This is a genomic window from Algimonas porphyrae (genome assembly GCF_041429795.1).
Classification (GTDB): Bacteria; Pseudomonadota; Alphaproteobacteria; order Caulobacterales; family Maricaulaceae; genus Litorimonas; species Litorimonas porphyrae.
In genome coordinates this window covers 427,716-452,087 of sequence record NZ_CP163424.1, presented here as the reverse complement: position 1 = coordinate 452,087, position 24,372 = coordinate 427,716, and the positions used below count along the sequence as shown (strand labels likewise).

Annotated in this window: 19 protein-coding genes; 4 read left to right on the top strand and 15 right to left on the bottom strand. The window is 62.2% G+C overall.

Annotated elements, in window-relative coordinates; genetic code table 11:
• Positions 1-18: 18 nt before the first annotated feature.
• The 4 genes from trpS to mutS are packed head-to-tail and all read right to left on the bottom strand — an operon-like array spanning position 19 to position 8,130.
• Positions 19-1,068 carry a tryptophan--tRNA ligase gene (trpS, locus tag AB6B39_RS02250; protein ID WP_284371389.1) on the bottom strand — a complete coding sequence of 350 codons (1,050 nt, stop codon included), beginning with the start codon at positions 1,066-1,068 and terminating at the stop codon, positions 19-21.
• Positions 1,065-2,630, bottom strand: coding sequence for a murein biosynthesis integral membrane protein MurJ (gene murJ, locus AB6B39_RS02245; protein ID WP_284371388.1), 1,566 nt, complete (start codon positions 2,628-2,630; stop codon positions 1,065-1,067). The genes trpS and murJ overlap by 4 nt, the downstream gene beginning before the upstream one ends.
• Entirely contained in the window at positions 2,630-5,446 is a 2,817-nt protein-coding gene (gene glnD, locus AB6B39_RS02240) for a [protein-PII] uridylyltransferase (RefSeq protein WP_284371387.1), read from the bottom strand. Before glnD ends, murJ begins: the two co-directional genes overlap by 1 nt.
• Positions 5,446-8,130 carry a DNA mismatch repair protein MutS gene (gene mutS / locus AB6B39_RS02235; RefSeq protein ID WP_284371386.1) on the bottom strand — a complete coding sequence of 895 codons (2,685 nt, stop codon included), beginning with the start codon at positions 8,128-8,130 and terminating at the stop codon, positions 5,446-5,448. Before mutS ends, glnD begins: the two co-directional genes overlap by 1 nt.
• Positions 8,131-8,265: 135 nt before the next feature.
• On the opposite strand from mutS, the gene AB6B39_RS02230 reads away from it, so the two are divergent.
• Positions 8,266-9,942 (top strand): hypothetical protein, encoded by a 1,677-nt coding sequence (locus AB6B39_RS02230; protein ID WP_284371385.1) that lies wholly within the window; start codon positions 8,266-8,268, stop codon positions 9,940-9,942.
• On the opposite strand, the gene AB6B39_RS02225 is transcribed toward AB6B39_RS02230, so the two are convergent.
• The 7 genes from AB6B39_RS02225 to AB6B39_RS02195 all read right to left on the bottom strand — a co-directional run bounded on the left by AB6B39_RS02225 (position 9,939) and on the right by AB6B39_RS02195 (position 17,111).
• Complete coding sequence (locus AB6B39_RS02225; protein ID WP_284371384.1) at positions 9,939-11,270, bottom strand: response regulator; 1,332 nt, start codon at positions 11,268-11,270, stop codon at positions 9,939-9,941. The two genes, AB6B39_RS02230 and AB6B39_RS02225, sit on opposite strands and share 4 nt — an antisense overlap.
• 128 nt (positions 11,271-11,398) lie before the next feature.
• Positions 11,399-12,970 (bottom strand): YifB family Mg chelatase-like AAA ATPase, encoded by a 1,572-nt coding sequence (locus AB6B39_RS02220; protein ID WP_284371383.1) that lies wholly within the window; start codon positions 12,968-12,970, stop codon positions 11,399-11,401.
• A gap of 228 nt (positions 12,971-13,198) precedes the next feature.
• The gene (locus AB6B39_RS02215; RefSeq protein ID WP_284371382.1) at positions 13,199-13,915 is read right to left on the bottom strand and encodes a hypothetical protein; all 717 of its coding nucleotides are present in this window, start codon (positions 13,913-13,915) and stop codon (positions 13,199-13,201) included.
• A 23-nt stretch (positions 13,916-13,938) separates the two neighbouring features.
• Positions 13,939-15,438 (bottom strand): hypothetical protein, encoded by a 1,500-nt coding sequence (locus tag AB6B39_RS02210; protein WP_284371381.1) that lies wholly within the window; start codon positions 15,436-15,438, stop codon positions 13,939-13,941.
• 92 nt (positions 15,439-15,530) lie between these two features.
• Entirely contained in the window at positions 15,531-15,749 is a 219-nt protein-coding gene (locus tag AB6B39_RS02205; protein WP_284371380.1) for a helix-turn-helix transcriptional regulator, read from the bottom strand.
• Positions 15,742-16,146 carry a hypothetical protein gene (locus AB6B39_RS02200; RefSeq protein ID WP_284371379.1) on the bottom strand — a complete coding sequence of 135 codons (405 nt, stop codon included), beginning with the start codon at positions 16,144-16,146 and terminating at the stop codon, positions 15,742-15,744. The genes AB6B39_RS02205 and AB6B39_RS02200 overlap by 8 nt, the downstream gene beginning before the upstream one ends.
• Before the next feature lie 20 nt (positions 16,147-16,166).
• A complete protein-coding gene (locus tag AB6B39_RS02195) occupies positions 16,167-17,111 on the bottom strand; it encodes an alpha/beta fold hydrolase (RefSeq protein WP_284371378.1) in 945 nt (314 codons plus the stop codon).
• Positions 17,112-17,226: 115 nt separating this feature from the next.
• On the opposite strand from AB6B39_RS02195, the gene AB6B39_RS02190 reads away from it, so the two are divergent.
• Both AB6B39_RS02190 and hslU read left to right on the top strand, forming a co-directional pair.
• Positions 17,227-18,285 (top strand): hypothetical protein, encoded by a 1,059-nt coding sequence (locus AB6B39_RS02190; RefSeq protein ID WP_284371377.1) that lies wholly within the window; start codon positions 17,227-17,229, stop codon positions 18,283-18,285.
• Between the two features lie 31 nt (positions 18,286-18,316).
• A complete protein-coding gene (gene hslU / locus AB6B39_RS02185; protein ID WP_284371376.1) occupies positions 18,317-19,630 on the top strand; it encodes an ATP-dependent protease ATPase subunit HslU in 1,314 nt (437 codons plus the stop codon).
• Here the strand turns inward: hslU and AB6B39_RS02180 are convergent, their stop codons facing one another.
• Entirely contained in the window at positions 19,631-19,909 is a 279-nt protein-coding gene (locus AB6B39_RS02180; RefSeq protein ID WP_284371375.1) for a hypothetical protein, read from the bottom strand. It abuts the gene before it with no gap.
• A gap of 492 nt (positions 19,910-20,401) precedes the next feature.
• On the opposite strand from AB6B39_RS02180, the gene AB6B39_RS02175 reads away from it, so the two are divergent.
• On the top strand, positions 20,402-20,938 hold the full coding sequence (locus tag AB6B39_RS02175) for a dihydrofolate reductase family protein (protein WP_284371374.1): 537 nt from the start codon (positions 20,402-20,404) through the stop codon (positions 20,936-20,938).
• 35 nt (positions 20,939-20,973) lie between these two features.
• Here the strand turns inward: AB6B39_RS02175 and AB6B39_RS02170 are convergent, their stop codons facing one another.
• The 3 genes from AB6B39_RS02170 to AB6B39_RS02160 are packed head-to-tail and all read right to left on the bottom strand — an operon-like array spanning position 20,974 to position 24,371.
• Positions 20,974-22,590 carry an amidase gene (locus tag AB6B39_RS02170; RefSeq protein WP_284371373.1) on the bottom strand — a complete coding sequence of 539 codons (1,617 nt, stop codon included), beginning with the start codon at positions 22,588-22,590 and terminating at the stop codon, positions 20,974-20,976.
• Positions 22,591-23,091, bottom strand: coding sequence for a Smr/MutS family protein (locus AB6B39_RS02165; RefSeq protein WP_284371372.1), 501 nt, complete (start codon positions 23,089-23,091; stop codon positions 22,591-22,593). It lies immediately after the preceding gene.
• Positions 23,088-24,371, bottom strand: a complete 1,284-nt coding sequence (locus tag AB6B39_RS02160; RefSeq protein WP_284371371.1) for a murein transglycosylase A — start codon at positions 24,369-24,371, stop codon at positions 23,088-23,090. The genes AB6B39_RS02165 and AB6B39_RS02160 overlap by 4 nt, the downstream gene beginning before the upstream one ends.
• Between the last annotated feature and the right edge of the window lies 1 nt (position 24,372).

The following is a 24,372-nucleotide window of genomic DNA, read 5'->3' as shown; positions in this document are numbered from 1 at the left end:
GAGGGTAAATCCTGAAAATCAGCGTCCGTGAAAGCCGATGATCCGACGGACATCCGCCATGATTGGCTCTGAAATGTTCCGGGCGGTGTCGGCCGAGCGCGCCATGATCCGGTCGAGCTCGTCCGGGTCTGCCAGATAGCGACGCATCAGATCGCCGACGGGACGCAGTGTTTCGACCGCGACATCAGCCAGCGCCGCCTTGAAAGGTCCGAACTGCGACCCGGCATGCTGCGCCAGGACTGCCGCGTCCGTCATATCGGCCAATGCCGCATAGATGCCAACAAGATTGGCCAGGTCGGGCCGGCCTTCCAGCCCGTCGATCGTGTCCGGCACATGACCGGAATCGGTCTTGGCCTTGCGGATCTTTTTCGCGATCTTCTCCGCATCATCCGTCAGATTGATCCGCGAGGCATCGGACGGGTCGGACTTCGACATTTTCTTGTTGCCGTCGCGCAGGCTCATCACCCGTGCCCCGGGGCCGTCGATCAGCGGCTCTGGCAGGGGGAAGAAGTTGGGCTCGTCCGCCGGTTCGCCGAAATCGCGGTTGAACTTCGCGGCGATGTCGCGGGACAGTTCCAGATGCTGTTTCTGATCCTCGCCGACTGGGACATGCGTCGCCTTGAACGCCAGAATGTCGGCGGCCTGCAAGACAGGATAGGTGAAAAGACCGACGCTGGCGGCTTCCGCATTCTTGCCGGACTTGTCCTTGAACTGGGTCATGCGCTGAACCCAGCCCATGCGGGCGACGCAATTGAAGTACCAAGCCAGCTCGGCATGGGCCGGCACAGCGGACTGGGCGTAGACGCTGGCCTTGTCCGGATCGACGCCCGCCGCCAGAAACGCTGCCGCAATATGGCGCGTCTGGTCCGCCAGCTTGTTCCGGTCGACAGGCATGGTGATGGCATGCAGATCGACGATACAGAACAGGCAATCATGATCATGCTGCAGCCGCGCGAATTTCTTCAGCGCGCCGAGATAGTTACCCAGATGCAGCGACCCCGTCGGTTGCACACCGGAGAAGACCCGTTCTGGGCCCTGATAATCTGAAGCGTCCATAGCAGCGGTCATGATCGTTTGAAGGCGTCTTTAATGTCGGCGAGGCCATAGGCGCGAAGCACCATGGCGGCAAGCAGGAAGACGAACCCGCCCGCCCCGGTCAGCAGCATCAGAGCCAGCCCGTCCATCAGCAATCCGGCCTCGCCCAGATCGGGGACATGTCGACGCGCCCCGTAGAGAAATCCGCCCATGAAGGATGCGGCCATCATGATGCGCGGCAATCGCTGACGCAGACGACGGTCCGTTACGAGGTGACGACTGCGCATCAGCAATACGCTCAGGCCCGCAACATTGATCCAGGCCGCGACCGATGTAGCCAGCGCCAGCCCTTCAAAGCCGACGGTGACGAACAGGGTATAGCCAAGCGTGATGTTCACGACGGCGGAAATCGCCGCCCAGATCATCGGGGTGCGTGTATCTTCCCGCGCGAAAAAGGCCGGCGTCAGGACTTTTAGCAGGACGAAAGCCGGCAATCCCAGCGCAAAGAAGCGCAAGGCCTTGGCGACCTGTTCCGTCGTATCCGCCGTGAAGGCCCCGCGTTCGAACAGGCCCGCAATCAGAATGTCCGGCACGATAAAGAGCGCCATGGCCGCGGGCAGTGTGAACAGCATGGACAGTTCGACCGCGCGGTTTTGTGTACTCATGGCCGAGACACCGTCACCGGCCCGCAACGAGCGCGACAGCGATGGCAACAGGGCCACGCCCATGGCGATCCCGATCATGCCCAGCGGCAACTGATAGAGCCGGTCGGCATAGGTCAACCAACTCGCGGCGCTATCTTGCAAGGTGGCGATGGAATGGCTGACTACCAGATTGATCTGCGTGATCCCGGCACTGATAATCCCGGGCACACCCAGTATGACGAGGCGCTTTACGCCCGGAGTCAGGCGCGGCCGCCGGATATGCAACGTCATTCCCGCCCGCTTGGCCCCCCAGATCACGGCGGCGGCTTGGGCGATGCCCGACAGGGTGATGGCGATAGTCAACGCCGTGCCGATGTCCCGCTGCTCCGCACCGAAACGCGGCGTCACCAGTAGCGCCGTGATCATGAAGGCATTGAGCAGGATCGGCACACCAGCGGCGAGTGCAAATTTATGGCGCGTATTCAGCACGCCCGAAAACAGGGCCGTCATCGACATGAACAGTAGATAGGGCATGGTAATCAGGGCGAAGAAAACGGCCAGATAATAGGGCGAAATCCCGTCTTCATTGACGGCCCGGTCGAGACCAAAACCGATAATATTGAGCGACCAGGGCATGGTGATCTGGAACAGGATGACGATCAAGGCGACCGTCACGAACAAGGCTGTCGCCGCTTCGGAGGCGAACCTGTCGGCCGCTGCTTCGCCCTCCTGCTCGATACGTTTGGCATAAAGCGGGACGAAGGCGGCATTGAAGGCCCCTTCGGCAAACATGCGGCGGAACACATTGGGCAGCTTGAACGCCGTAAAAAAAGCGTCGGAGACCGGCCCGGCCCCGAGAAATCTGGCGATCAGGACGTCGCGCACCAGGCCCATCACCCGACTGACCAGCGTCAGCGAGGCAATGATGGCGGTCGAGCGCAAAAGACGCATCAGGCGGCTACGCTTTCCGGGTCCGACAGAGCCGCAACTAGGTCGGCGCGGACGCGCCGGCGATCAGCTTTAGACAGGCGGCCGTCCGGACCTTGACGCCGCACATAGAAGGCATCGACGGCTTTTTCGCCCAGACCCTCAATATGCGCGGACAGCACATCCAGATCATTGTCGCGAAGAACGGCAGCCAGCGCGGCGAGCAGACCTGGCCTGTCACGCCCTTCGACTTCGACAATGGTGATATCTCCCTGCGCGGAATCGGAAAAGCGGACGCGCGGCACGACGGGGATCGCATCGGCGCGGCGGGATCCGATCCGGGTCGGAATGGACAGGCGGTCATTGGACTTGTGCAGCACCGACCTGGCGCGCTCGATCAGATTCACCCGTCCTGACTCATTGCGCGATCCGAAAGCCCGCCCATCGGTGTTTTGCAGATAGAAGACGTTGAAAACCTGAGCGGTGCCTTCAGGTCCGACTGGACCCGTATGCAGGCGTGCGCCCGCCACGGACGCGCCACACGACGCAATCACATGGGCCAGATCGGCAAACAGCCCCCTCCGGTCCGCACAGAGTACCCAGAGTTCTGTCGCGTCATGCGGACGGTCGACCCGGGTATGAACGCCTTCAAGTATAGCATCGACCGGAGCGCCGCCTTCGAGCTGCCGGTCGATGAACCGCGCATGCCGGGTCAGATCGGTCATATCGAATGACAGCCAGTAATTCGGGCCGAGTCGGTCAAGAATGGGTTCGACCCGTTTCGCCCTGTCCGGACTCAGGCGATCGAGCAACTGCTCAGACAAAGAGGCGGCGCGGGCCGGTCTGTCCAAATCGGTCCGGCCTTCCAGATAATCACGTGTGGTCAGATAGAGCGACTGCAGCAATGTGCCTTTCCAGTCGTTCCAGACGCCCGGACCCACAGACCGGATATCGCAGACCGTCAGCACATAAAGGAGCTTCAGGCGCGACTGACTGCCCATCAGAGCGGCGAAGTCGTCAATCGTCTGCGGGTCCGAAATATCGCGGCGCTGCGCCACTTCGCTCATTTCCAGATGCGACCGGACCAGCCAGGCGACCGTATCGACCGTGTCCTTGGGCAGACCCAGACGGCGGCAGGCCTTACGGGCGAGCTGCGCCCCTTCGATACACTGATCGCCCTGACCCTTTCCGGTATCATGCAGCAGACAGGCAAGCATAATGATTTCCCGGTCGGCCTTGTTCAGGCTTTTTGCGACGGCGGTCGGACCGGGAATTTCGTCCTCCAAACGCCCATCGAAGAGATTATCCGCCTGATCGACCAGCCGCAGCGTGTGTTCGTCGACCGTATAAGCATGATGCATGTTGAATTGGGTCCGGGCCACGATGCCGCCAAATTCCGGCAGGTAGCGCCCCAGCACGCCCGCTTCGTTCATCAAGCGCAATGTTGCCGCCGGGGCTTTCGCCGTCTGCAGCAGACGCTGAAACAGAGCCGCATTATCGGGATCCCGGCGAAAATCCGAGTCGATCAAATTGCGCCGGAAATTGATGGCCGACAGCGCGTCCGGATGAATGTCGAGATTGCGCCGACCCGCTGTCTCGAACAGTTGCAGAATGACCCCCGGATCATTTTTTATCAAAAGTGGGTCCTTGAAATTCAGCCGTCCATGGGTGAGCGTCAGGTTCGGATTTTTCAGATCACGGCGCGATCCGGGCAGCAATGCATACAGGCTGGGTATCTTGATCGCACGGCTGGCTTCCAGCTTCGCACAGGCGATCCGGGTCAGGGCGCCCACTTCCTTGGCGTTGGTGAAATATTCGCGCATAAAGCGCTCCACCGCGACTTCGACGGGACCGGACGCGTGACCCATCAGGCGGCACAGCTCGACCTGCCGGTCGAAAGACAGGGTTTCCGTCGCACGTCCGCTCATCCAGTGCAGATTGTGACGCGCCCGCCAGAGAAAGTCGGCGGCCCTCTGAAAGCGTGTGGCAGCCGCCTTGTCGAACAGACCCATGCCGACATAGTCTTCGGCCTGCTGCGGATCTGCCAGTTGGCCCTCGCGGTCGAGATAGCGGGCGATCCAGTAAAGCACGTGCAGATCGCGCAACCCGCCTTTGCCTTCCTTGATGTTCGGTTCGATGACATAGCGCGAATGACCTTCCCGCGCGTGACGGTCATCGCGTTCGGACAGTTTTCCGGCGATATAGGCGCGACCGGAGCCTTTGGTGATGTCGCGGCGAAATCGCGTATAGAGTTCGGAGGCCAACGCGCGATCTCCGCGCAGAACCCGCACATCCAGCAAGGCCGTCAGGATCGTCTGGTCTTCCTTGGCCAGTTTGATCGACTGATCCACCGTGCGAACCGCATGGCCGACTTTCAGGCCCAGATCCCATAGCATGTAGAGCACGAATTCCGTCAGCCGTTCGACATAGGGCGACGCTTTCTTGTCATTGGTCAGAAACAGCAGGTCGAGATCCGAGAAGGGCGCCATTTCGGACCGGCCATATCCCCCCACGGCGCAGAGGGCGATGCGTTCGCTTTCCGTCGGGTTCGACGCCCGGATTTCGTGGGTCGTCGCATAGTCCCAGAGCGCCATGACGATGTCGTCATGAATGGCGGAGATCAGCCGGGCGGTCTCCAACCCATCTAGACGCCCTCGGTCAAATCGTTCGCGTGCCAGTTCCATGGCCGCGCTCAGCGTCTCGCCCAGAATGCTCAGCACGGCCTTGCGCGAATCCGCGAGGTCCGCCGCTGCACTCAGGTCCTGACGCAGAATATCGCCCTCAATGCCCGTATCCGGAGCCGCTTCGCGCTCAGGGATGCTCAGCAATCGGCGTGGCATCAGCCCTCTCCCAGCTTCGATTTCAGCGCATAGAGCAGGTCCAGCGCGTCCCGGGGCGACAATGTATCCGGATCGATAGAGCGTAGCGCGGCTTCCACCGCGCTCGGTTCGGCCGCAATCACAGGCAGCTGGGCGGTGAAAAGTGGCAGGTCCGAAAGACCGAGATCCGTGCCGTCCGCTTCCAGCCGCTCCAGCACGGCTTTCGCGCGCGCAACGGCAGCAGCGGGTAGCCCCGCCAGCTTGGCAACCTGAATGCCGTAAGAGCGATCGGCAGCTCCGTCGCGCACATCATGCAGAAAGATCAGTTCGCCTTCATGTTCGCGTGCGCGCAGAGACAGGTTCTTCGCCCCATCCAGGGACGCGACCAGTTCCGTCAGCTCGTGATAATGTGTGGCGAACAGGGCGCGGCAGCGATTGACACCATGCAGATGTTCGACTGCGGCCCAAGCAATGGACAGGCCGTCAAATGTCGCCGTGCCGCGCCCGATCTCGTCCAGAATGACGAAGCTTTTTTCCGTCGCCTGATTGAGAATGGCCGCCGTTTCGATCATTTCGACCATAAAGGTGGAGCGCCCCTTGGACAGATCGTCCGATGCGCCCACGCGTGAGAATAATCGGTCGACCAGACCGATATGCGCGCGGGCCGCCGGGACGAAGGACCCGGCCTGAGCCAGCAGGATAATCAGCGCGGTCTGGCGTAAATAGGTCGACTTGCCGGCCATATTAGGGCCCGTGATCAGTGCCAGTCGCGGACATCCCTTCGCGTCCTGCGGCGCGGCCCCGTCCAGCCACGTATCGTTCGGCGTGAAGCGCGTCGCCGACTGGCGTTGTAAAGCGGCCTCGACGACCGGGTGTCGCCCGGCGTCAATCTCCAAGACGGCACTGTCATCGATCGTGGGTTTGGTCGCGCCGCTTTCCAGCGCCCACAGCGCCAAACCCGCATAGACGTCTAGCGCCGCCAAGGCTGTGGCGACCTGGCGAACCGGTTCGACGAGCGCCGTCACGCGGCTGCGGAAGGTTTCGAACGCGTCCAGTTCCAGCGCCAGCACCTTGTCGGCAGCCCCGGCAATATCGCGGTCCAGCTCCGCCAGTTCCGTGGTCGTGAAGCGGACACCCGAAACCAGCGTCTGACGATGAATGAAATCTTCGCGCCCCAAGACCGTGTCGGCATGTTTCGGACTGACGTCGACGTGATAGCCGAGCACATTATTATGCTTGATTTTCAGGGTCGTCACTCCGGTCGCAGCCGCATACCGGCCCTGCAGCGCCGCAACGGAACGCCGCGTTTCGTCGCGCAGGCTACGCAGCCGATCGATTTCAGGGGACCAGCCCGGTGCAATCAGCCCGCCATCGCGCGCCTGCAGCGGCGGGTCCGCCACCAACGCCTTGGACAGATCGCGGACGAGCTTGGCCAGTTCGGGCTTGTCCGACAGAGACAGGGTCCGCAATTGCGCCTCTATTTCCGCAACGGGCGCAACCGCCGGTCGCCTGGCCAGACCGGCATTGATCGTTTCACCCATGGCGAGGGCCTGACATATCGTCACCAGATCGCGCGGACCGCCCCGTCCGAGCTGCAGGCGTGAACAGGCGCGCGCCGCATCGCCCGTCGCCTTCAGCTGATCGCGCAATTCCGTACGCCACGCCGCTTCGTCATGTAATTGCGATACGCCGTCCAGCCGCGCCCTTATGTCCGCCAGATCCATCAGGGGACGCGACAGGCGCGCTGCCAAAAGACGGGCGCCGGGCCCGGTCACCGTCCGGTCGATGACGGATAACAGGCTACCTTTTCGTTGCCCCTGCAGGGTCCGGTCGATTTCCAGACTGTTGCGTGTTGCGCTATCGATCGACAACCAGCCGCCCCGCACCCGGCGTTGCGGCGGCGACAGGGCGATCCGGTCGCCTGCCTGTGTCAGCTCGATATAATCGACCAGTGCGCCTGCAACGCGGCGCTCCTCAGGGCTGAAATCCCCGAACCCGTCCAGCGAGGCTACGTCGAACCTGTCGGACAGGAGCCGTTCGCACGACCGCCGGTCGAATTTGCTCGCCGCGAGTGGCGTCAGGGTCAGGCCGTGGTCCGCCCAGTCCGCATAGAGCGCTTCGGGAATCAATAGCTCGCTCGGTCGCAAGGCCATGACTTCTGCGAGCAGGTCTCCGGGGGCGAGCGAACAGGTCCGGAAACTGCCGTCCGATATGTCCGCCCAGGCCAGCGCTGCATCGCCGCTCAATCCGGTTACGATGGCTGCCAGTATGTTGGCATCCCGGGCATCCAGCAGTGTATCTTCGGACAGGGTTCCTGGCGTGACCAGACGGACGACCTCGCGCCGGACAACGGATTTGGATCCGCGTTTTTTGGCTTCTGCCGGGTCTTCGGTTTGCTCGCAGACAGCGACACGAAATCCCGCCTTGATCAGCCGCGCCAGATAGGCATCAGCCGCATGAACGGGGACGCCGCACATGGGAATGGGCTGGCCATCATGTTTGCCCCGTTTCGTCAGAGCAATATCCAGTGTCGCAGCAGCGCGAACCGCATCGTCGAAGAAGAGCTCGTAGAAATCGCCCATGCGGTAGAAAAGCAGCGCTTCGGGCCCGACCTCGTCCTTGATCGCCAGATATTGCACCATCATGGGTGTCGGTTTGGCGGACTTCGCTTTGGTGTCGTTCGGCGTGGGACTCATGACGGGCATAGCGTGTCGCAATCCGCCAGAGCGTGCAAGCCTGCAGCCCCGTCAGAGGGGCGATTACACACGACTTCCTCAGGTCGACGCGATCATTGCGAAGGCGTGGCTTGGCGGATGGGACCCTTTGACCTATGCGGCAGTGTGACTGACATGACCGCCGAAACCGTCCCTGCGCCGAAAACGAAAATGTCGGCGGCTCTGAAACTGGCGTTCCGTGACCGTCAGGTCCTCGCCATGCTGATATTGGGACTGGCGTCCGGCCTGCCCTATGCCGCTGTGGGCGGCACGCTGAATGCATGGTTGACCACGGTTGGCGTCAAGCCGACGGCGATTGGTCTGCTGTCCTGGGCAATCCTAGCCTATTCGTTCAAATTCATGTGGGCAGCCGCGCTGCAAAGTCGACGCACACCATTTGGGCTGAAGCTCGGCCCGCGACGGACCTGGATGACGATCTTCCTGGCTGCTGGCGTCATTGGCATGTTCTTTCTCTCCCTCTCCAATCCTCCCTCAAGTCTGGGCCTGATTGCACTCATCAGCATTCTGATCGCGATCGCGTCCGCCAGTTTCGATATTGTTCTGGCGGGATGGCGGATCGAAGCCGCGCGGGACGGCACCCATCTGGATATCCTGTCGTCCGTCGAACAGTTCGGTTACCGCATCGCCTCCATGGTTGGTGGGTTTTTCGCGCTGATTCTGGCCGATCATGTCGGCTGGCAGCCGACCTTTCTGATGATCACCGGATTGCTGGCCTTGACGGGTTTCGGCATCGTTCTGGCGAAACCAACCCAGATCGAAACCGCGGAACTCGACCAGTCCGGAATAGGCGGTAATCTGACGGCCGCGCAGCGCACTATCGGCACACTGCTCGTGCTCGCAGGCTGGATTATTGCCTTTTACATGCTGGCCGATTTCATGGCGTCTGCGCTGACCGATCCCGAAAACAACAGCGCGCAGACCTTTACGCGAACCCGTGGCCCCTGGGTCGTCGGATTGACCGTGATCTGGCTCGGTGTGATGTCCGGCATTCTGGTCTGGCTGAACCAGCGCGCCAGTGCGCCGCCAGCCGATGCCAAGGCGCAATCAGCATTGATGTTCGCCCTCTATTCCGCAATCGTCGAGCCCATGATGGAATTGGTCGGGCGGCTGCGCTGGGCGGCTATTCTGATCCTCGCGGTCGTGCTGTCGTACCGGTTCACCGACATGATCTGGGGCAGTTTCGCCTACCCCTTCTATCTGGGTGAGAATTACGGCGCGCTCGGCCATACGCTGACCGAAGTCGGCTTTGCGTCAAAACTTATGGGTGTGTTCGCTACAATTTTCGGCATTGCGCTCGGCGGACTGGCAATGATCCGCTTTGGCCGCATGCCGGTCTTTTTCGTGGGTGCGGTTCTGGCAGCGGCGACCAATCTGCTCTTTGCCGATCTGGCGCTCGGTGCGCGCTTCACCGATCCTGTTCTCATGACCCTGCAGATCGACCATCTCTTCGAAGCGTTCGGCATGGATATCCGCATGGCACGCCTGACTAGCGTGATCGCACTCGAGAACATCGCGGTCGGCCTCGCCAGCGCTGCATCGGTCGCTTATGTATCGTCGATTGTCAGCAAGCGCTATGCCGCTGTACAATATGCTTTGCTGGCCAGCCTGGTGATGCTGCTGGGAACGTTAGGGCGTCCGGCCATCGGGCAAATCATCGAAACGGATGGATTTGCGCGCGCCTTCGTCATCTGTGCCGCTTTTGGCGGGGTGGCAAGTATTCTGGCGCTGGTCGAATGGATCCGGGTGGCCCGGGAGAGCCGGCGAGACCGGGGCGCGGTCTAGCCGGCCAAGCGCTGTTCCTGGGGAACCTGGGCGGTCCATCGAACCACCATTTCCGACAGTTCTTCGGCACTGACCGGCTTGGTCATGAAATCATTCATGCCGCTATCGAAACAGGCATTGCGGTCATCATCGAACGCGTTCGCGGTCAGGGCGACGATCGGCAAATCCTTGGACACGTTGGGAAGCGCGCGGATTTTTCGCGTTGCCTCCAGACCGTCCATGTTCGGCATGCGCATATCCATGAAGATCATGTCGTAATTCTGCGTCTTCATGGCTTCGACGGCCAGAACGCCGTCTTCGACCGTTTCGACCGTATGGCCGTCGGCCTCGAGCAGCGTGCGCGTCAGCAACGCATTGATGGCATTGTCTTCGGCCAGGAGAATCCGGATCGCATTGGCCGAAGCTTTCGGAGTCGGCTCATCTGGCGATAGAAGATTGCTGACGAGATCGTCGCCGTCGTCATCACCGACCGCTTTGGCAATCACCGCATCGCGCCAGTTATTGCCCAGGACCGCTTCATCATCCTCGATCGGCAAAGCACGGCGCGCCACTTCGCGCGGTTCGTCGGCGGCCGCGGCGGCAGGCGCTGGCGGCATGGTTTCTGCGGAGAACTGATCGAAAGGCGGCTGGCTGGCGGCAGGTTGCGCGGGTTCGGGCGGCTGTTGTGGCGGCTGTGCCAATTGTGGCGGCTGTGCAAGGGGCGCGGCAGGAACAATATCGGGACGGGCGGGCGGTGCAGCCGCCGGTGCTGCGGTCAGGACGTCGACGGGTGCGTGCGTGTCGGCGGGAGCGTAAGACCCGGCATGTGCCTGTGCCGTATTGTCAGACTGCGCCTCAATCCGAGGCTGCGTCGTTACAGGGGATTGAGCCGGGGGTTGCTGCACCGTCGTCTGAGCGGGTGCAGCCGCCATATGCTGCGCCTCGGGCTGGGCCGATGGTGGCTGGGTGGCATCGAAAACAGGCGCAGCGTCGACCGGGTCTGCCGGATTGGTGGCCGGGCCGGACGCCTGGGTCATGAACGCCGTGACGTTTCGGGCCAAGGCAAAGGCGCTGCCATCTGGCCCGCACAGTTCAAGCCAGTCATAAACCTGTTCCGGTTGTCCGGGCTGGGCGGGTGTGCGGATTTCGAACCGGGCTGGCGTAGGGCCGGGCTGAGGCGGGGCCCAGCCCTGAACCGTCTGACCTTGCCAAGCTTCGACCGATCCGCCGAATAATTGCAGGAATGCGGCATTGATGAAGAGCACCCGCCCATGCGCATCGCGCTTGATGGCGGGGTCGGGCCAAGCCCAGAATTGGGCGGCGAATATGTCGTCCGGCGAGCGGTTCATCACGGGTCCTTTGGCAGGTCGAGCGGACTATGCCGCACGATCTGGAATTTTGCCGTGACGAAACATCCTTAATTTCGTCTTACTACTGCGCTTTTTTTCAGCCACGTTTCGGCGGCCCCGATCTTGCGTCATCCCCTGTAAAGCGGGTTCCGGGGTGCGCGGCGGGGCTGGGGCTTATGCGCCGCCGCCACTGTCCCGCCGCCAGATGGCGCCCGGCGATGGGACAGGGCTTCAGCAATATGGAGGCGATGAACACGTTCCGACCCGGCCAGATCCGCCAGCGTGCGCGCCACGCGTAGCGTGCGGTGATAGCCCCGCGCCGTCAGACCCAGCGTTTCCGCGGCCTGAACGATCAGCTGCCGACCATCCGCATCGGGCTCGGCGACGCAGTCAAGCTTGTCCTGAGGCAGTTCGGCATTGGTCAGTCCGTCATTTCTTTGCGTTTGCCGCTCACGCGCCTGCGCGACACGCGCGGCAGCCTCCGCCGTGCCGTCGGCAGGCGGCGGTAAGGCCAGATCGGCAGGCGTGACGGCGGGAACGTCAATCTGAATATCGATCCTGTCCATGAAGGGACCGGAGACGCGCGCCTGATAATCAGAGGCGCAGCGCGCCCCCCGGCGACAGGCAATCCCGTCAGCCCCAGCTGTGCCGCAGCGACAGGGATTCATCGCCGCGACGAGCTGGAAGCGTGCCGGATAGGTGATATGGGCGTTGGCCCGGGCGACCGCGATCTTGCCGGTTTCCAGTGGCTGGCGCAGACTATCGAGCACTTGCGGCGCAAATTCGGGCAATTCATCGAGAAACAGCACACCCCGATGCGCGAGCGACGCTTCGCCGGGTCGGGCTTTCGCCCCGCCGCCAACCAGCGCGGCCATGGAGGCAGAATGATGCGGACTGCGAAACGGACGGGCCCGGGTCAATTCGCCGCGCTGCAGCAGACCGGCCACGGAATGCACCATGGACACGTCCAGCAATTCGCGCGCATTTAACGGCGGAAGCAAGCCCGGCAGCCGTTCGGCCAGCATCGACTTACCCGAGCCTGGTGGTCCGACCATCAGAAGATTGTGACCGCCAGCCGCGCAGATTTCCAGCGCACGCTTGGCCGTCTCCTGCCCTCTGACATCGCGCAAGTCCGGACCATCCGATCCCGCATCCAGCAGCTTGCCCGGTTCGGGCCGGGCCAGAACCTGGGAGCCTTTGAAATGGTTGATCAACCCGATCAGGGTACGCGGCGCGAGCAGGGGAAGGTCCCCGGCCCACGCCGCTTCTGCCCCATTGGGCTCCGGGCAGATCAGTCCGAGATCATGGCTGTTCGCCATGACCGCGGCCGGCAGCGCCCCAGGGACGCCTGCCAATGTTCCGTCAAGGGCCAGCTCGCCAATCGCGGCGAACCCGTCCAATTCTTCCGCCGGGACCACATTCAGAGCCCCCATCAGACCCAGCGCGATCGGCAGATCGTAATGCGCGCCTTCCTTCGGCAGGTCGGCCGGGGCCAGATTGACCGTCACCCGCTTGCCATGCAGCGAAAGGCCCAATGCGGAGAAGGCTGCCGTGACCCGTTCCCGGCTTTCCGCCACCGCCTTGTCGGCGAGACCGACAATGGCGAAATGCGGGCGTCCGGCGCTCGCGACCTGAACCTGAACATCGACCCGGCGCGCATCCGCGCCCTCAAAAGCCACCGTACTGATCCGGGCCACCATCGGCTCCTCCTGTCCACGCCCGCAAGCAATCAGATTGGAGAGAACAAATCAAGAACTTTCTGCCTGACAATCATTTCTGCCGTCATTGCTTTGGACCACCTGCAACGCAGCAGGCGGGCATGACGCACAATATCACTGGATAGAAGGATGCGCTCACTTCCGGCAGCGAAGGGCTGCGGCAGTCAGATCGGGATGTATCGGGGCCGTCTTGCGGCGCTGCAGGCAGGCTTAGGCGCGACCGATGCAGCGCAGGGACTTGAAGGCGGAACTGTCCCGCGGAAAGATCAATGGCTTGCGCGATACGCGCAGGGGATCGCGCATCTTGTAGCCCTGCTCCGTCCGTCCCAGAATCATCGCCCAGTGGGCCCGGCCATTGGGCAGGAAGAAGCGCACCAGTGGATAGTCGCCGCGCGCCAGACAGGACTGGATCAGCGGTTCGCTGACTGTGTCGTAGAATTCCGCCTTGAGCTGACCGCCCGAGACTTCGGCAATGCCGTTCCAGATCAGCCAGCCGCGCGGCGTGTAATTGCCGGTTTCGCGCAGACGCCTGTTCAGTTCACCCGGATCGATCGAATAGCCGAGATTGGTCATGGCCATCGCCGCCGAGGTCACGACGCAGCCTTCTCTAGCCAGATTGCCGCGACTATTGCCCAGCGGGTCACTGCCCCAGCGCTTATCCGTCTGGTCGAAAATAACCGTATCCGCCAGCATGGGCGTCACACCCTGCGGCGTGGGGCCGACCGGACCGATCGTGCGCGCCGGTGGCAGCACCGTGCGGACAGACGGCGCGGGTGTCGACGAGATCGAAGGTGCCGGAGAAGAGGGCGCAGAATAGGACAGAGGGCCGGAATGAGCCGGATATGGCCCATAATAGGACGACGACATACAGGCCGAAAGGGACAGCGACAGGGCTGCAGTAAGCAGGATCAAACCGGGTCGTGACATGCCAAGTCCCTAGCAGATGCGGGTTAAACCCGGGTTAGCAGATTCTGCCCTCCCTTCGTTTGCGTCTGAAACGCCGCGCCGAGTGGGTCATCTATGGTAAACGTCTCTGCATGTTCCGCGCCAGCCCGGGCATAAAAGCGCGATCCTTTTGCAGTTTCTCCGATGATCAGAACGCCGGTCGGCTCGCCGCGCCGATATTCAACCGTATAGGCGGCAATTCGGCCGGACGGATCGGCGTCCGAATGCACAGGCACAGCCGCGTCCGATTGCGGGCTTTCGTCAAGCTGGACCGCGTCCGGCGGCTGACCGCCATAGCGTCCGGCGGCATGTTTTGTGGCCATGCCGCCATTGGCGTAAATCACAGCCGTCTTGTCCGTGCCGCGCACGCGGGAGTGAGCTTCGGCAATGGCATGGAGCGAGTAATTATTCCCCGGCCCACCGAAGAATGGCAACCCGCCTGTCAGGGTGCGCGGGCGTGTCTCACCATTGAGCCCCAGGATCCGGCTCGCTTCGAGCGGAACGATTGGGAAGCAGGAATAGAGATCATACATGTCCGCATCGCGACCGACACTCTGCAGCACGCGTGTCTGAGCCTCCGCCCGGTCGAGGCGGGCGCGCATCAGGGGTGGCGGCTCCGAGGACTGGTCATGGCCGTACAGGAAGGTCACATCGGAGACGCCGAGCCGCTTGGCCGTGCCGTAAGTCGTTATCAAGATGGCTGCCCCCAGATTGACCCCGTCGCGCGCAATCATGGCGCGTGTGTAGGGACTGGCGATCATTGGATTGTCCGGGCCGGGCCTGACGATATCCGCGCCCGTCACTTTCTGATTGACGAAGGCGTAAGGGTTTTTTGCCGCGACAGCTGAAAACTCCTGCCAGATTGCGGACATGCGCTCGGCATAGGCCGCCTTGCTGTCGCCCAGCGCAGCGCGTCGGGCCGATTCCATCAGGGCGTAATAAAGCGTCGGAGTCACGATGCGATGGCTGATCGCCTGCGGCGTAATCATGAAGCCGCCAAACCCGAAACTGTCCTGATTGCCCGGCGGCGTCGGCCCGCGATCCTCCAGCGGTTCGTTCCGGGTTTCAGCCCAGTTCAGGGTCACGCCAGCGCGCTGCGCCGCACGGACATTCGCGGCGGCTTCCGCCCCCACCACGGCAACGATTTCGGCCTCGCCGGCCATAAAATGCCGCGCCGCATTGGCGACGAAGACCTGCGGTGTTTCCCCGCCGACATAGTCGTAAATATGACGTCTGGCCGAACTGCCCGCCGCCTCACAGACACTGGCCGGAAAGTTGCTCGACCCGCCAAAGGGATTTGGAAAAATCGGGCCGCTATCGGCGAACAGACGCACGGCATAGCAGATATCGATGGCGCGCGGTGCAATCCCCGCATCGGCAAAGGCGCGCCTCAGCGCCTGTCCGGCCAGATCGGACGGCGTCGCCGCGTCCGTCAGATCAGTCGGCACGGGCCGCATATCCTGTCCGGCACCAATGATGACGGGAAGTTGATCGAGCCTGGTCATGGGCGCGCGATAGTCGTCGGACCGCGCGCGGTAAAGTGAGCGCGATGGTTTAGCAGAGACGGGATGGTTGCAGATCGCGCAGGCGGTCGCGCCTATTGCGCGGCCACGGCCTGATCATTCTCTTCGTCGTCGAAGATCGCCTCGATCGGTTCTCCGAACAGGCGCGCGATCTTGAACGCCAGCGGCAGAGACGGGTCATACCGACCCGTCTCGATGGCATTCACACTTTGCCGGGAGATGTCGAGATGATCCCCCAGCACGGCCTGTGACCAGCCATGGGCTGCCCGGAGTTCCTTCAGCCGGTTATGCACAATGCATTCCCCGGGCTGGACCGAAAGCCGTGGCCAGTCCAAATAGTCCCATTGTGATCGGGAAGATATAGAAGACGGGCAGGCGCGGCAGCGCTTCTAGAAACAGTTCCCCCAGACCCCAGACCCCGGAAATGGCCAGTGCGCCGAAGAGCGCCATCATGAAGGCCCGGGTCAGAAAATGGCGTCCGACTTCGTCCACTTCGTTGAGATAGCGCCACATCGCCCACAGCATATAGAGGATCGGAATGCCCGGAAGAAAAACGGCGATCAGGGTGAGTGGCGTGAGCGGGTCCGCATCATCCGTCAGTAAGGCCACGCCTATAACGCTGCCAATATAGGCCAGCGATGCCCCGATCATGGTGAAGGTATAGCGACGATGCGCGCGTTTCTGTGACATGATAATCTCCTAAGTCCTGATTACTGTTCGTGGTGTGAGAGCGCTTGACGAAGCGCGGTTAGAAATGCGTCGGGCTGATCGTCCATGATGAAATGGAAGCTCTCATCCACCCGGGTCAGTGTCAGCTGCGGGACGCCCGAATAAGCCGATGCGTAGAGCGCATCGACGGTTTCGGGCGGAAGGCCCATGAGAGGGTCATGCGCATAGATGACGGTAATCGGTGGCACGATATCCGCGAGTTGCGGGCGCATATCCGTCATCATCAGCTCTGCCATCGCGTCCAGCACGACATCGCGATCAGACTCAGCGCTCCACTGAGCGATCCGTGTCTGTGCGGCAGTATTTTTCGACAGCCGCGTAACCATCTGGGCCTGCATCGCGTCATAGGCCGGTTTGGGCAGGGCGCGCATCTGCGCGATCATGGCTTCGGCTTGCGGCCTGACACTGTCCGCGGTCGCATTGGGATCGAGGATGAGCGGATAGAAAGGCAGGCTGTCAACGATCACGGCAGCTCGCACCCGGTCGCCCAGATCGCGACTGACATGCAACGCCGTGAAACCGCCCATGGAATGACCGATCAGGATCGGAGCATTGCCAGATTGCGTGTCGATATAGGTCGCCAGATCGTCGGCCAGTCCCGCAATGATGTCATCGCGTGGCTCACCCGTCTGTTGCCCGGCGAAACCGGCAATATCGACGCGGTGCAGCCTGTAATCGTCTTTCAGCGCGGCCACTGTGGCGTCCCAGACCGTACTCGCGCTGGACAGACCTGGTAGCAGGATCACATCGGGGCCGTTCCCGACCGTTTCGACCGACAGCCAGCCCTGACTGTAAAGAGTGGCGACAGAGGCCCCTGCCGCACCGACCTGCGGATCGGCACTCTTCGCTGGTGCCGGGTCCGCCGCGCCACATCCGCCAAGGGACAGGGCAAGCGCCGCCGTCATGAGTAAAGTCTGCAATCGCATAATAAGTGTCCAGTTTGTCAAGTACGCTTGACTTAGACAAGCTCCCTTTACATGTCAAGCACCCTTTCCAATTCTTCGACTTGCGTCGATCTCCGGCGCGCGGCACATTGCGAATATGACGCAATTGACGCGCGATCAGATCGACAAGGCCGAGGCTGCCGGTATCATTCCGGCTTCGCAGGCCCGCGCGATGCGCACAGAGCTGGATGCCCTTGAACCGCAATCCCGGTCCGCTGCCGTGATCGGCGATGAAGATGAGCTGCGCTTTCTGCGGTCCTTCGGGGATATCTTTGTCGGGATCGGCCTTGTCCTGCTGGCAATCGGTGTGGCGACCATCACCGGACTCCTGGGCGGCGGACCGTTTTTCCTGCTCGCCGCCGCCGGGGCTTGGATCATGGCGGAATGGTTCGGGCGCCGGAAGCGCGCGCACTTCCCGACCCTGATCACGGCGCTGTCTTTTCTAGCCTTCATCCAGACCGGACTGGACAGTGTGACGTCACTCAACGGCATTGTGGCGGCGCTGATCACCGTTGCGGCGATGGCGCTATTCTACTGGCGTATACGCCTGCCTTTCTGCATCGCGCTAATCGCCGTCGCCCTGCTGTATCTGCTCTTTGCAACCCTGACGCAGATCTCTCCGACCCTGTTGCGCAACCATTTTGGTATCGTGATGATCGGGTCCGGCCTTCTCGTCTTCGCTGTGGCCCTGCTTTACGACAGGCAGGATATGCATCGGCGCACGCGCTTTGCCGATAATGCGTTCTGGCTGCACCTGCTGGCCGCGCCCCTGATCATTCACGGGCTGGTCGGATCCGCCGTCGCCAGCAAGACGGATTTCCTGTTCGATGTCGTGCCGACATTGCTTTTCCGGGAAAGCGATGCGGTCATCGTGCTGACGGCGCTGGGTATCATCACCGTGATCGGGCTGGCAATCAATCGCCGCGCTCTGATCGTGTCGTCCCTGTTCTATGCCGGTGCGGCCATCGCCTTTCTGGTCCGGCAGGCCGGGCTCGATCTGGGCCAGACCCTGTCTCTGACCCTGATCCTGCTGGGCGGCGCGATCGTGCTGCTCGGTGTCGCCTGGCATCCGGTTCGCAATCAGCTGGTCCGCATTCTGCCCGACTGGCGGATATTCCCGCCGCCTTACGCGCCGGATGCGCCCGACGCGACTTGATCCAGAGCGGGCAGCCCCCACATCGGGCGACATGACAGATTATGCTTCCGCCTTTACCCCGCGCGAGATCGTGTCCGAGCTCGACCGGCACATTGTCGCCCAAAGCGATGCCAAGCGCGCCGTCGCCATTGCCCTGCGCAATCGCTGGCGTCGCAAGCAGCTGGATGACACCTTACGCGCCGAAGTGACGCCGAAGAACATTCTGATGATCGGCCCGACCGGCGTCGGCAAAACCGAGATTTCCCGCCGTCTCGCCAAACTCGCCCGCGCGCCTTTCCTCAAAGTCGAAGCCACCAAATTCACCGAAGTCGGCTATGTCGGCCGCGATGTGGAACAGATTATCCGCGACCTGGTCGAAGCCTCGATTACGCTGCTGCGTGAAGAAAAGCGTGGGCTCGTCACGGCACAGGCCGAGGCGGCAGCAGAAAACCGGATTATCGACGCGCTGGCAGGCGACAATGCGCGCGACGGCACCCGGGAGAGCTTTCGCCGCAAACTGCGTGCCGGCGAGCTGGACGATGTCGAGGTCGAGCTGGACCTGGCCGACACGGCCTCGCCGTTTCAGAGCATGGAAATCCCGGGCCAGCCCGGCGCGGGTATGGGGATGATCGACCTGTCGGCCATGTTCGGCAAGATGGGGAAGACCAAGACCGTGACGCTCAAGGTGCGGGACGCCTATGCGCCGCTGCTGTCCGAGGAAGCCGACAAGCTGATCGATGATGACAGCGTCAAACGCGAGGCGGTCGAACTGGCGCAGGAAGACGGTATCGTCTTCCTTGATGAAATTGACAAGATAACGACCCGCTCCGACACGCGCGGCGGTGATGTCTCCCGCGAAGGCGTACAACGCGACCTGCTGCCCCTGATCGAGGGCACCACCGTCTCGACCAAATATGGCCCGGTCAAGACAGACCACATTCTGTTCATCAGCTCAGGCGCCTTCCACGTCGCCAAGCCATCCGACCTGCTGCCCGAACTGCAGGGCCGCCTGCCGATCCGGGTCGAGCTTCGCGCCCTGACGGAAACGGATTTCGTGCGCATCCTGACCGAGCCCGAAGCGTCGCTCATCACTCAATATACTGCCCTGATGGCGACCGAAGGCGTAACGCTCGACTTCACCGACGACGCCATCGCAGAGATCGCCAAGATCAGCGCACAGGTGAACGGCAGCGTTGAAAATATCGGTGCCCGCCGCCTCCACACCGTCATGGAACGACTGCTCGACGACATCAGCTTCACCGCCACGGACCGCGACGGCGAAACTGTGAAAATCGACGCGGACTATGTGAAAGGCACAGTCGGCGAACTGGCCAAGGATCAGGATCTGTCGAAGTTTATTTTGTGATCATTCAAACAGCGGCAATGGGTCAATCGGCTTGCCAAATACGCCACGCCGGAGTTTGCCTGCTTTCGGTAAAGCCGAAAAAGCCTTAGGGTTTTCTGCGGCCAATCTTTCCAGCGCTCGTTCCCTTGCCCCTACAAAGGTTTCGCCATCAACAGCTTCATATAATCTATAAGTGTTGACCGAAAACTTGGATGTGATGTCGTGAACAGACACCACACCTTCTAGGCACTTATAAACAGCTTGTTCAGCATCTGCTGTGGAAGAGAAAGATTTTGCCATAATTAGGCCCCCTATTCGGGTTGAGAGAGCCTCAGCACGCAGCTATGTCGCTTGCACTGAAACCACTCATATTGGTTTCAAAAAGGGGAGACGTTGATGACGCCAATCCTTAGCGTCTCCCCGCGTTTCATTCCGAATACAAAATTCGGCGAGTCGAAGATTCCTCGACTGGATAGATTCTACAAGACCTGTGCGACACTCCGCTGTGGATTAGAAAACACAAAGTTCTCCGCTCCCGCCGACTTGATCAGCGGGCCCATCTCCTACCGCCTCAGCTAGCTGAAAGTGTCGGGTGATGGACAGGCCGATCAAGTCGGCCTGAGCGGGCACGAGACTAGGGTTAATACCGAGCTCTATCATCACCCAAAAAGCGTCAATACCCTCAGGAGTGCCCTGCCCATGATCCTTTAGTGAAAAGCCTCGCCCTGCTCGCGTTCGCGACCATCCTATCCGCTTTTCAAGTCTCGCGTAGATCGCGAGCAAGGATCCTCCATGTCTCATTTGATTTACGACGTGGCCGTGTCGATTGACGGCTATATTTCCGGACCTGACGGAGACATTTCCGCGTTTCCGCATTCAGGCCAGATCGTTGACGATTACGTCCACCGCCTCGACGGCTATGCCGTCGCCCTAATGGGCCGGGCGACCTATGAATTCGGGTATGCGTTCGGCCTTCAACCCGGAGCCAATCCCTACCCGCAGATGCGGTCCACCATTCTGTCGCGCCGCATCGACCTGCCGCCGGATCCGGATGTCGTGATTGTCCGCGACGAGAGCGTTGACTATGTGCGCCGTCTTAAAGCGGAAACCGACGGCAACATCTATCTGTGCGGCGGCGGTGCGCTGGCCGCAAGCCTGGCCGAGGCCGGACTGATTGATCGCTTGTTTCTCAAACGTGCGCCGATACTGCTTGGCGGGGGCACGCGGTTATTCGGCGAGCGGGGCGCAAATCTCCGGCTGACCCAAACGGGTCAGACGGATTATGGCGGCGGTCTGATGCTGCAATCCTTCGATTGCGAAAGAGCCTAGACCCTTGACAGCAAGAACGCTGAAAGCCGGGGTGATTACCGCCCTGGCTCCAGTGCCGCCTTCAAATCCTCCGCCGCATAGGCATCCGGGAGATAGCCCGGCTCCGCGCGCGCCTGTGTCGCCTGTTCCAGCGCGTAGGCGTAGCTGAGAACCTGCTTGTCCTGCCCCGCGGTGCCCATGATGGAAAAGCCGAGCGGGACGGCGTGAACTGTGCCCATCGGCACCGTCACATGGGGATAGCCGGCGATGGCGGCGAGATAGCCCGCCCCAGCCCAATCGGGCCAGGTATCGCCATTGATTGGATCGACGCGGGAGGAAAGCGGACCAGACGGGCTGACCAGTATATCGACATCATAGTCAGCCATGAGGGCATCAATGCCGCGTTCGCCTGCGGCGCGGCGGACAGTATCGCGCGCCGCCAAATAATCCGGGTCATCCAGCCCTGAACGGGCCTGCGACATGTCCATAATGCTTTGATCGAAGACGGCCATTTCGCGGGGCTCCGCCTGATTGAATGCGATCAGCGCTTCCAGAGAGCGAACCGGAATGTCACCGGGACTGTTCGCCAGATAATCATCCAGCGTCGCCTTAAATTCCCATTGCAGCACGGCGTAGGAATCGCCCCAGAAATTATCGCCCTCCGGGGTGAAGTCTTCGATCGCGACCAGTTCGGCGCCCGCCGCTTCCATGGCATCGAGCCCCGCATTGAAACGCGATTGAATGTCTTCATTCCCCTGCGCGAAGCGCAAGACGCCGACGCGCACGCCCTGCAGGCAGTCAGCGTCCAGCGCCGCCGTATATCCGGCGGATCCATCAGTCGCCATGGCATCCATCATCAGAGCCGCCCCGCGCACCGTCTTGGTCATCGGCCCGGCTGTGTCCTGCGAGCTTGAGATGGGCACGATATACTCTTGGGCGATGACACCGACGGTCGGCTTGAAGCCGACAATGCCGTTGACCTGGGCTGGGCAGATGATCGAACCGTTGGTTTCCGTCCCGACCGCGCCTGCGGCGAGGCTGGCCGCAATGGCCGCGCCCGACCCGGACGAGCTGCCACACGGGCTGCGATCCAGCATATGTGGGTTGCGCACCTGACCGCCCAGTGCCGACCAGCCGGAGACGGAGTTTTCGGACCGGAAATTCGCCCACTGGCTGAGGTTGGTTTTGCCGAGAATGACGGCGCCTTGCGCGCGGAGCCCGGCCACAAGCGGGCTGTCACGGCCCGTCACATTGTCAGCCAGTGCGTATGAGCCAGCCGTGGTCGCGACCGGGTCGCGCGTTTCGATATTGTCCTTGAGCAGGACCGGCACGCCGTCGAGCGGGCCGCGGGCCGCACCGGACGCATGGCGCGCATCGGCTGCCTGAGCCTGCGCCAGCGCGTCCGGGTTGAGCGCCAGGACGGATTGCAGGCGTGGACCGGTCCGGTCCACCGCCTCGATCCGGTCTAGATAGGCTTGAGTCAACGCCTGCGAGCTTGTCTCGCCGGACAGGAGCGCGTCTGACAGGTCCGGCAGCGTCCGGGCAACGAGATCGGTCGCGCGGTAATCCGGCGCTGCGCTGTCCGTCGTTACGGTTTGCGACGCGCCAGGCGGGGTCGGCGAACAGGCCATTATAGCCAAGCCGGCCATTAGGATGAGAGGGTGACGCATCATTCATGAACTCCGCAAGAAAATATACCAGGCTCCGGACCCGCCATGGCGCGCATGGGCCTGCGCATAGGTCGCGATCAGCGGGCGCAGATCGGGCCTGGCCAGCCAGGACGGCAATTGCTGCCGCAGGACGCCTTCACCCTGCAGCCCTTTGCCCGTAATGACCAGGAGGCATCGTTCTCCGCGCTTTGCAGACCGGAACAGGGCCGTCGACAGGCTTCGTAAGGCTTCCGCCTGCGTCATGCCGTGCAGGTCCAGCCGGGCATCGATTCCGACCCTGCCGCGCCGGACCAGACGGTCGGCCGATTGCGGGACGGGCCCTGCGACCGGCTTATCAGATCTGGGGCTGAGCGGCGGCAGCCGCATCATCGCTCCGAAATCTTCCCGGGTCGGGTTGAGGCGGGGTTTGGCCGCGCCCTTACCGTGCGGACGGCGGCGCGGCGTGACGGTGCGGGCCACCCGGTTCCAGACGATCCGCTCAGACGGGTCCAGCGGGCGGTTCACACTTCGGGCACTTTCGGATGGGGTGGCGGCAGAGGGGCCAGCGCTTTGGGCAGCAACACGGTCCAGCGGACCGGATGCTTCATCACACCGGCGCGCGCCCCGGCCTGACTGCCGGAGCCGAAAAACAGATCGCCCCGCAAGGGACCGCGGATCGCACTGCCTGTGTCTTGCAGGCTGACCAGCAGACGAGTCGGGGCACCGCGATAGTCGCGCGCCGCTTGCGGCAGACGTGTGTCGAGCCAGGCCAGCGTCCCATAAGGGTGATAGCGCGGATCGACGGCCATCGAACCCATGGCCGTCAGCGGGACCTGCATCGCGCCGATCGGCCCCTGTTCGGGACTGAGCGATTGTTCCTGAAAGAAGATGTAGCGCTTGTTTTCATTCATCAGCGCCCGGGCCTTTTCGGGTCCGGCAGCCTCCATCCACGCTTCGATATTGCGTTTGGCCGACTGTTCGCGTGTCAATTCGCCGCGTCGAATGAGTATGCGTCCGATCGACGTATAGGCACGGCCATTATTGCCGGCATAGCCCGCGCGCACAATACGGCCATCTGCATATCGGAGGCGCCCAGAGCCCTGGACCTGCAGGAAGAACACGTCGATCGGTCGCCCGTAGGCGATCACCCGCGCGCTCCTTGCGGACAGTCTGGCGCGGGGCAGACGGCGAACCGTGTCTGTGTCCGGCAGCGCCAGAATGGGTTCGGAGAACACCGCATCGGCGGCGATCCGCACCTCGACCTCAGGTTCGTAATAGCCGGTCAGGAGCCCCTCATCGCCGTCCCGGACGGACAGGTTGATCGGGGCGAACAGGCTTTCGAAAAAGGGCCGCGCATGGGTCGCGCGAAGTGCAGCCTCGCACGGCGCTTCCCAGTCGCGGTAGCGGCCATATTGCGGCAGATTGGGGTTCAGCCATGCATCCGGATCGGCCGCCAGCATGGATTTGCAAGACCGACGAAACGCGGCCAGAGCCGTTGTATGATCGGCGTCTTTCCATCCGGCCAGGCGCCCAAAGGCGCTCGGCGCAATGATCAGTGCCTCGTCCGGCGGGTCTTTGGGCGCTGGCGGGGGTGGGGCCGACTTTGGCATGGGCTCAAAACCTGGGCCAGAATCGGGCTCAGGATCAAGGATCGGCGTGGCGACGATGTCCGGAACGGCGACGGACGGACCGTCCGGCGGCGGGGCGTCATTGCGGGTCGTTGCGCAGGCACTCAGCCAGAGCGCCGCGAGGACGAGGCCGAGCGCCCGGCCTTGTTCGAATAGCCCCGGGCGGAGCCTGCCCACA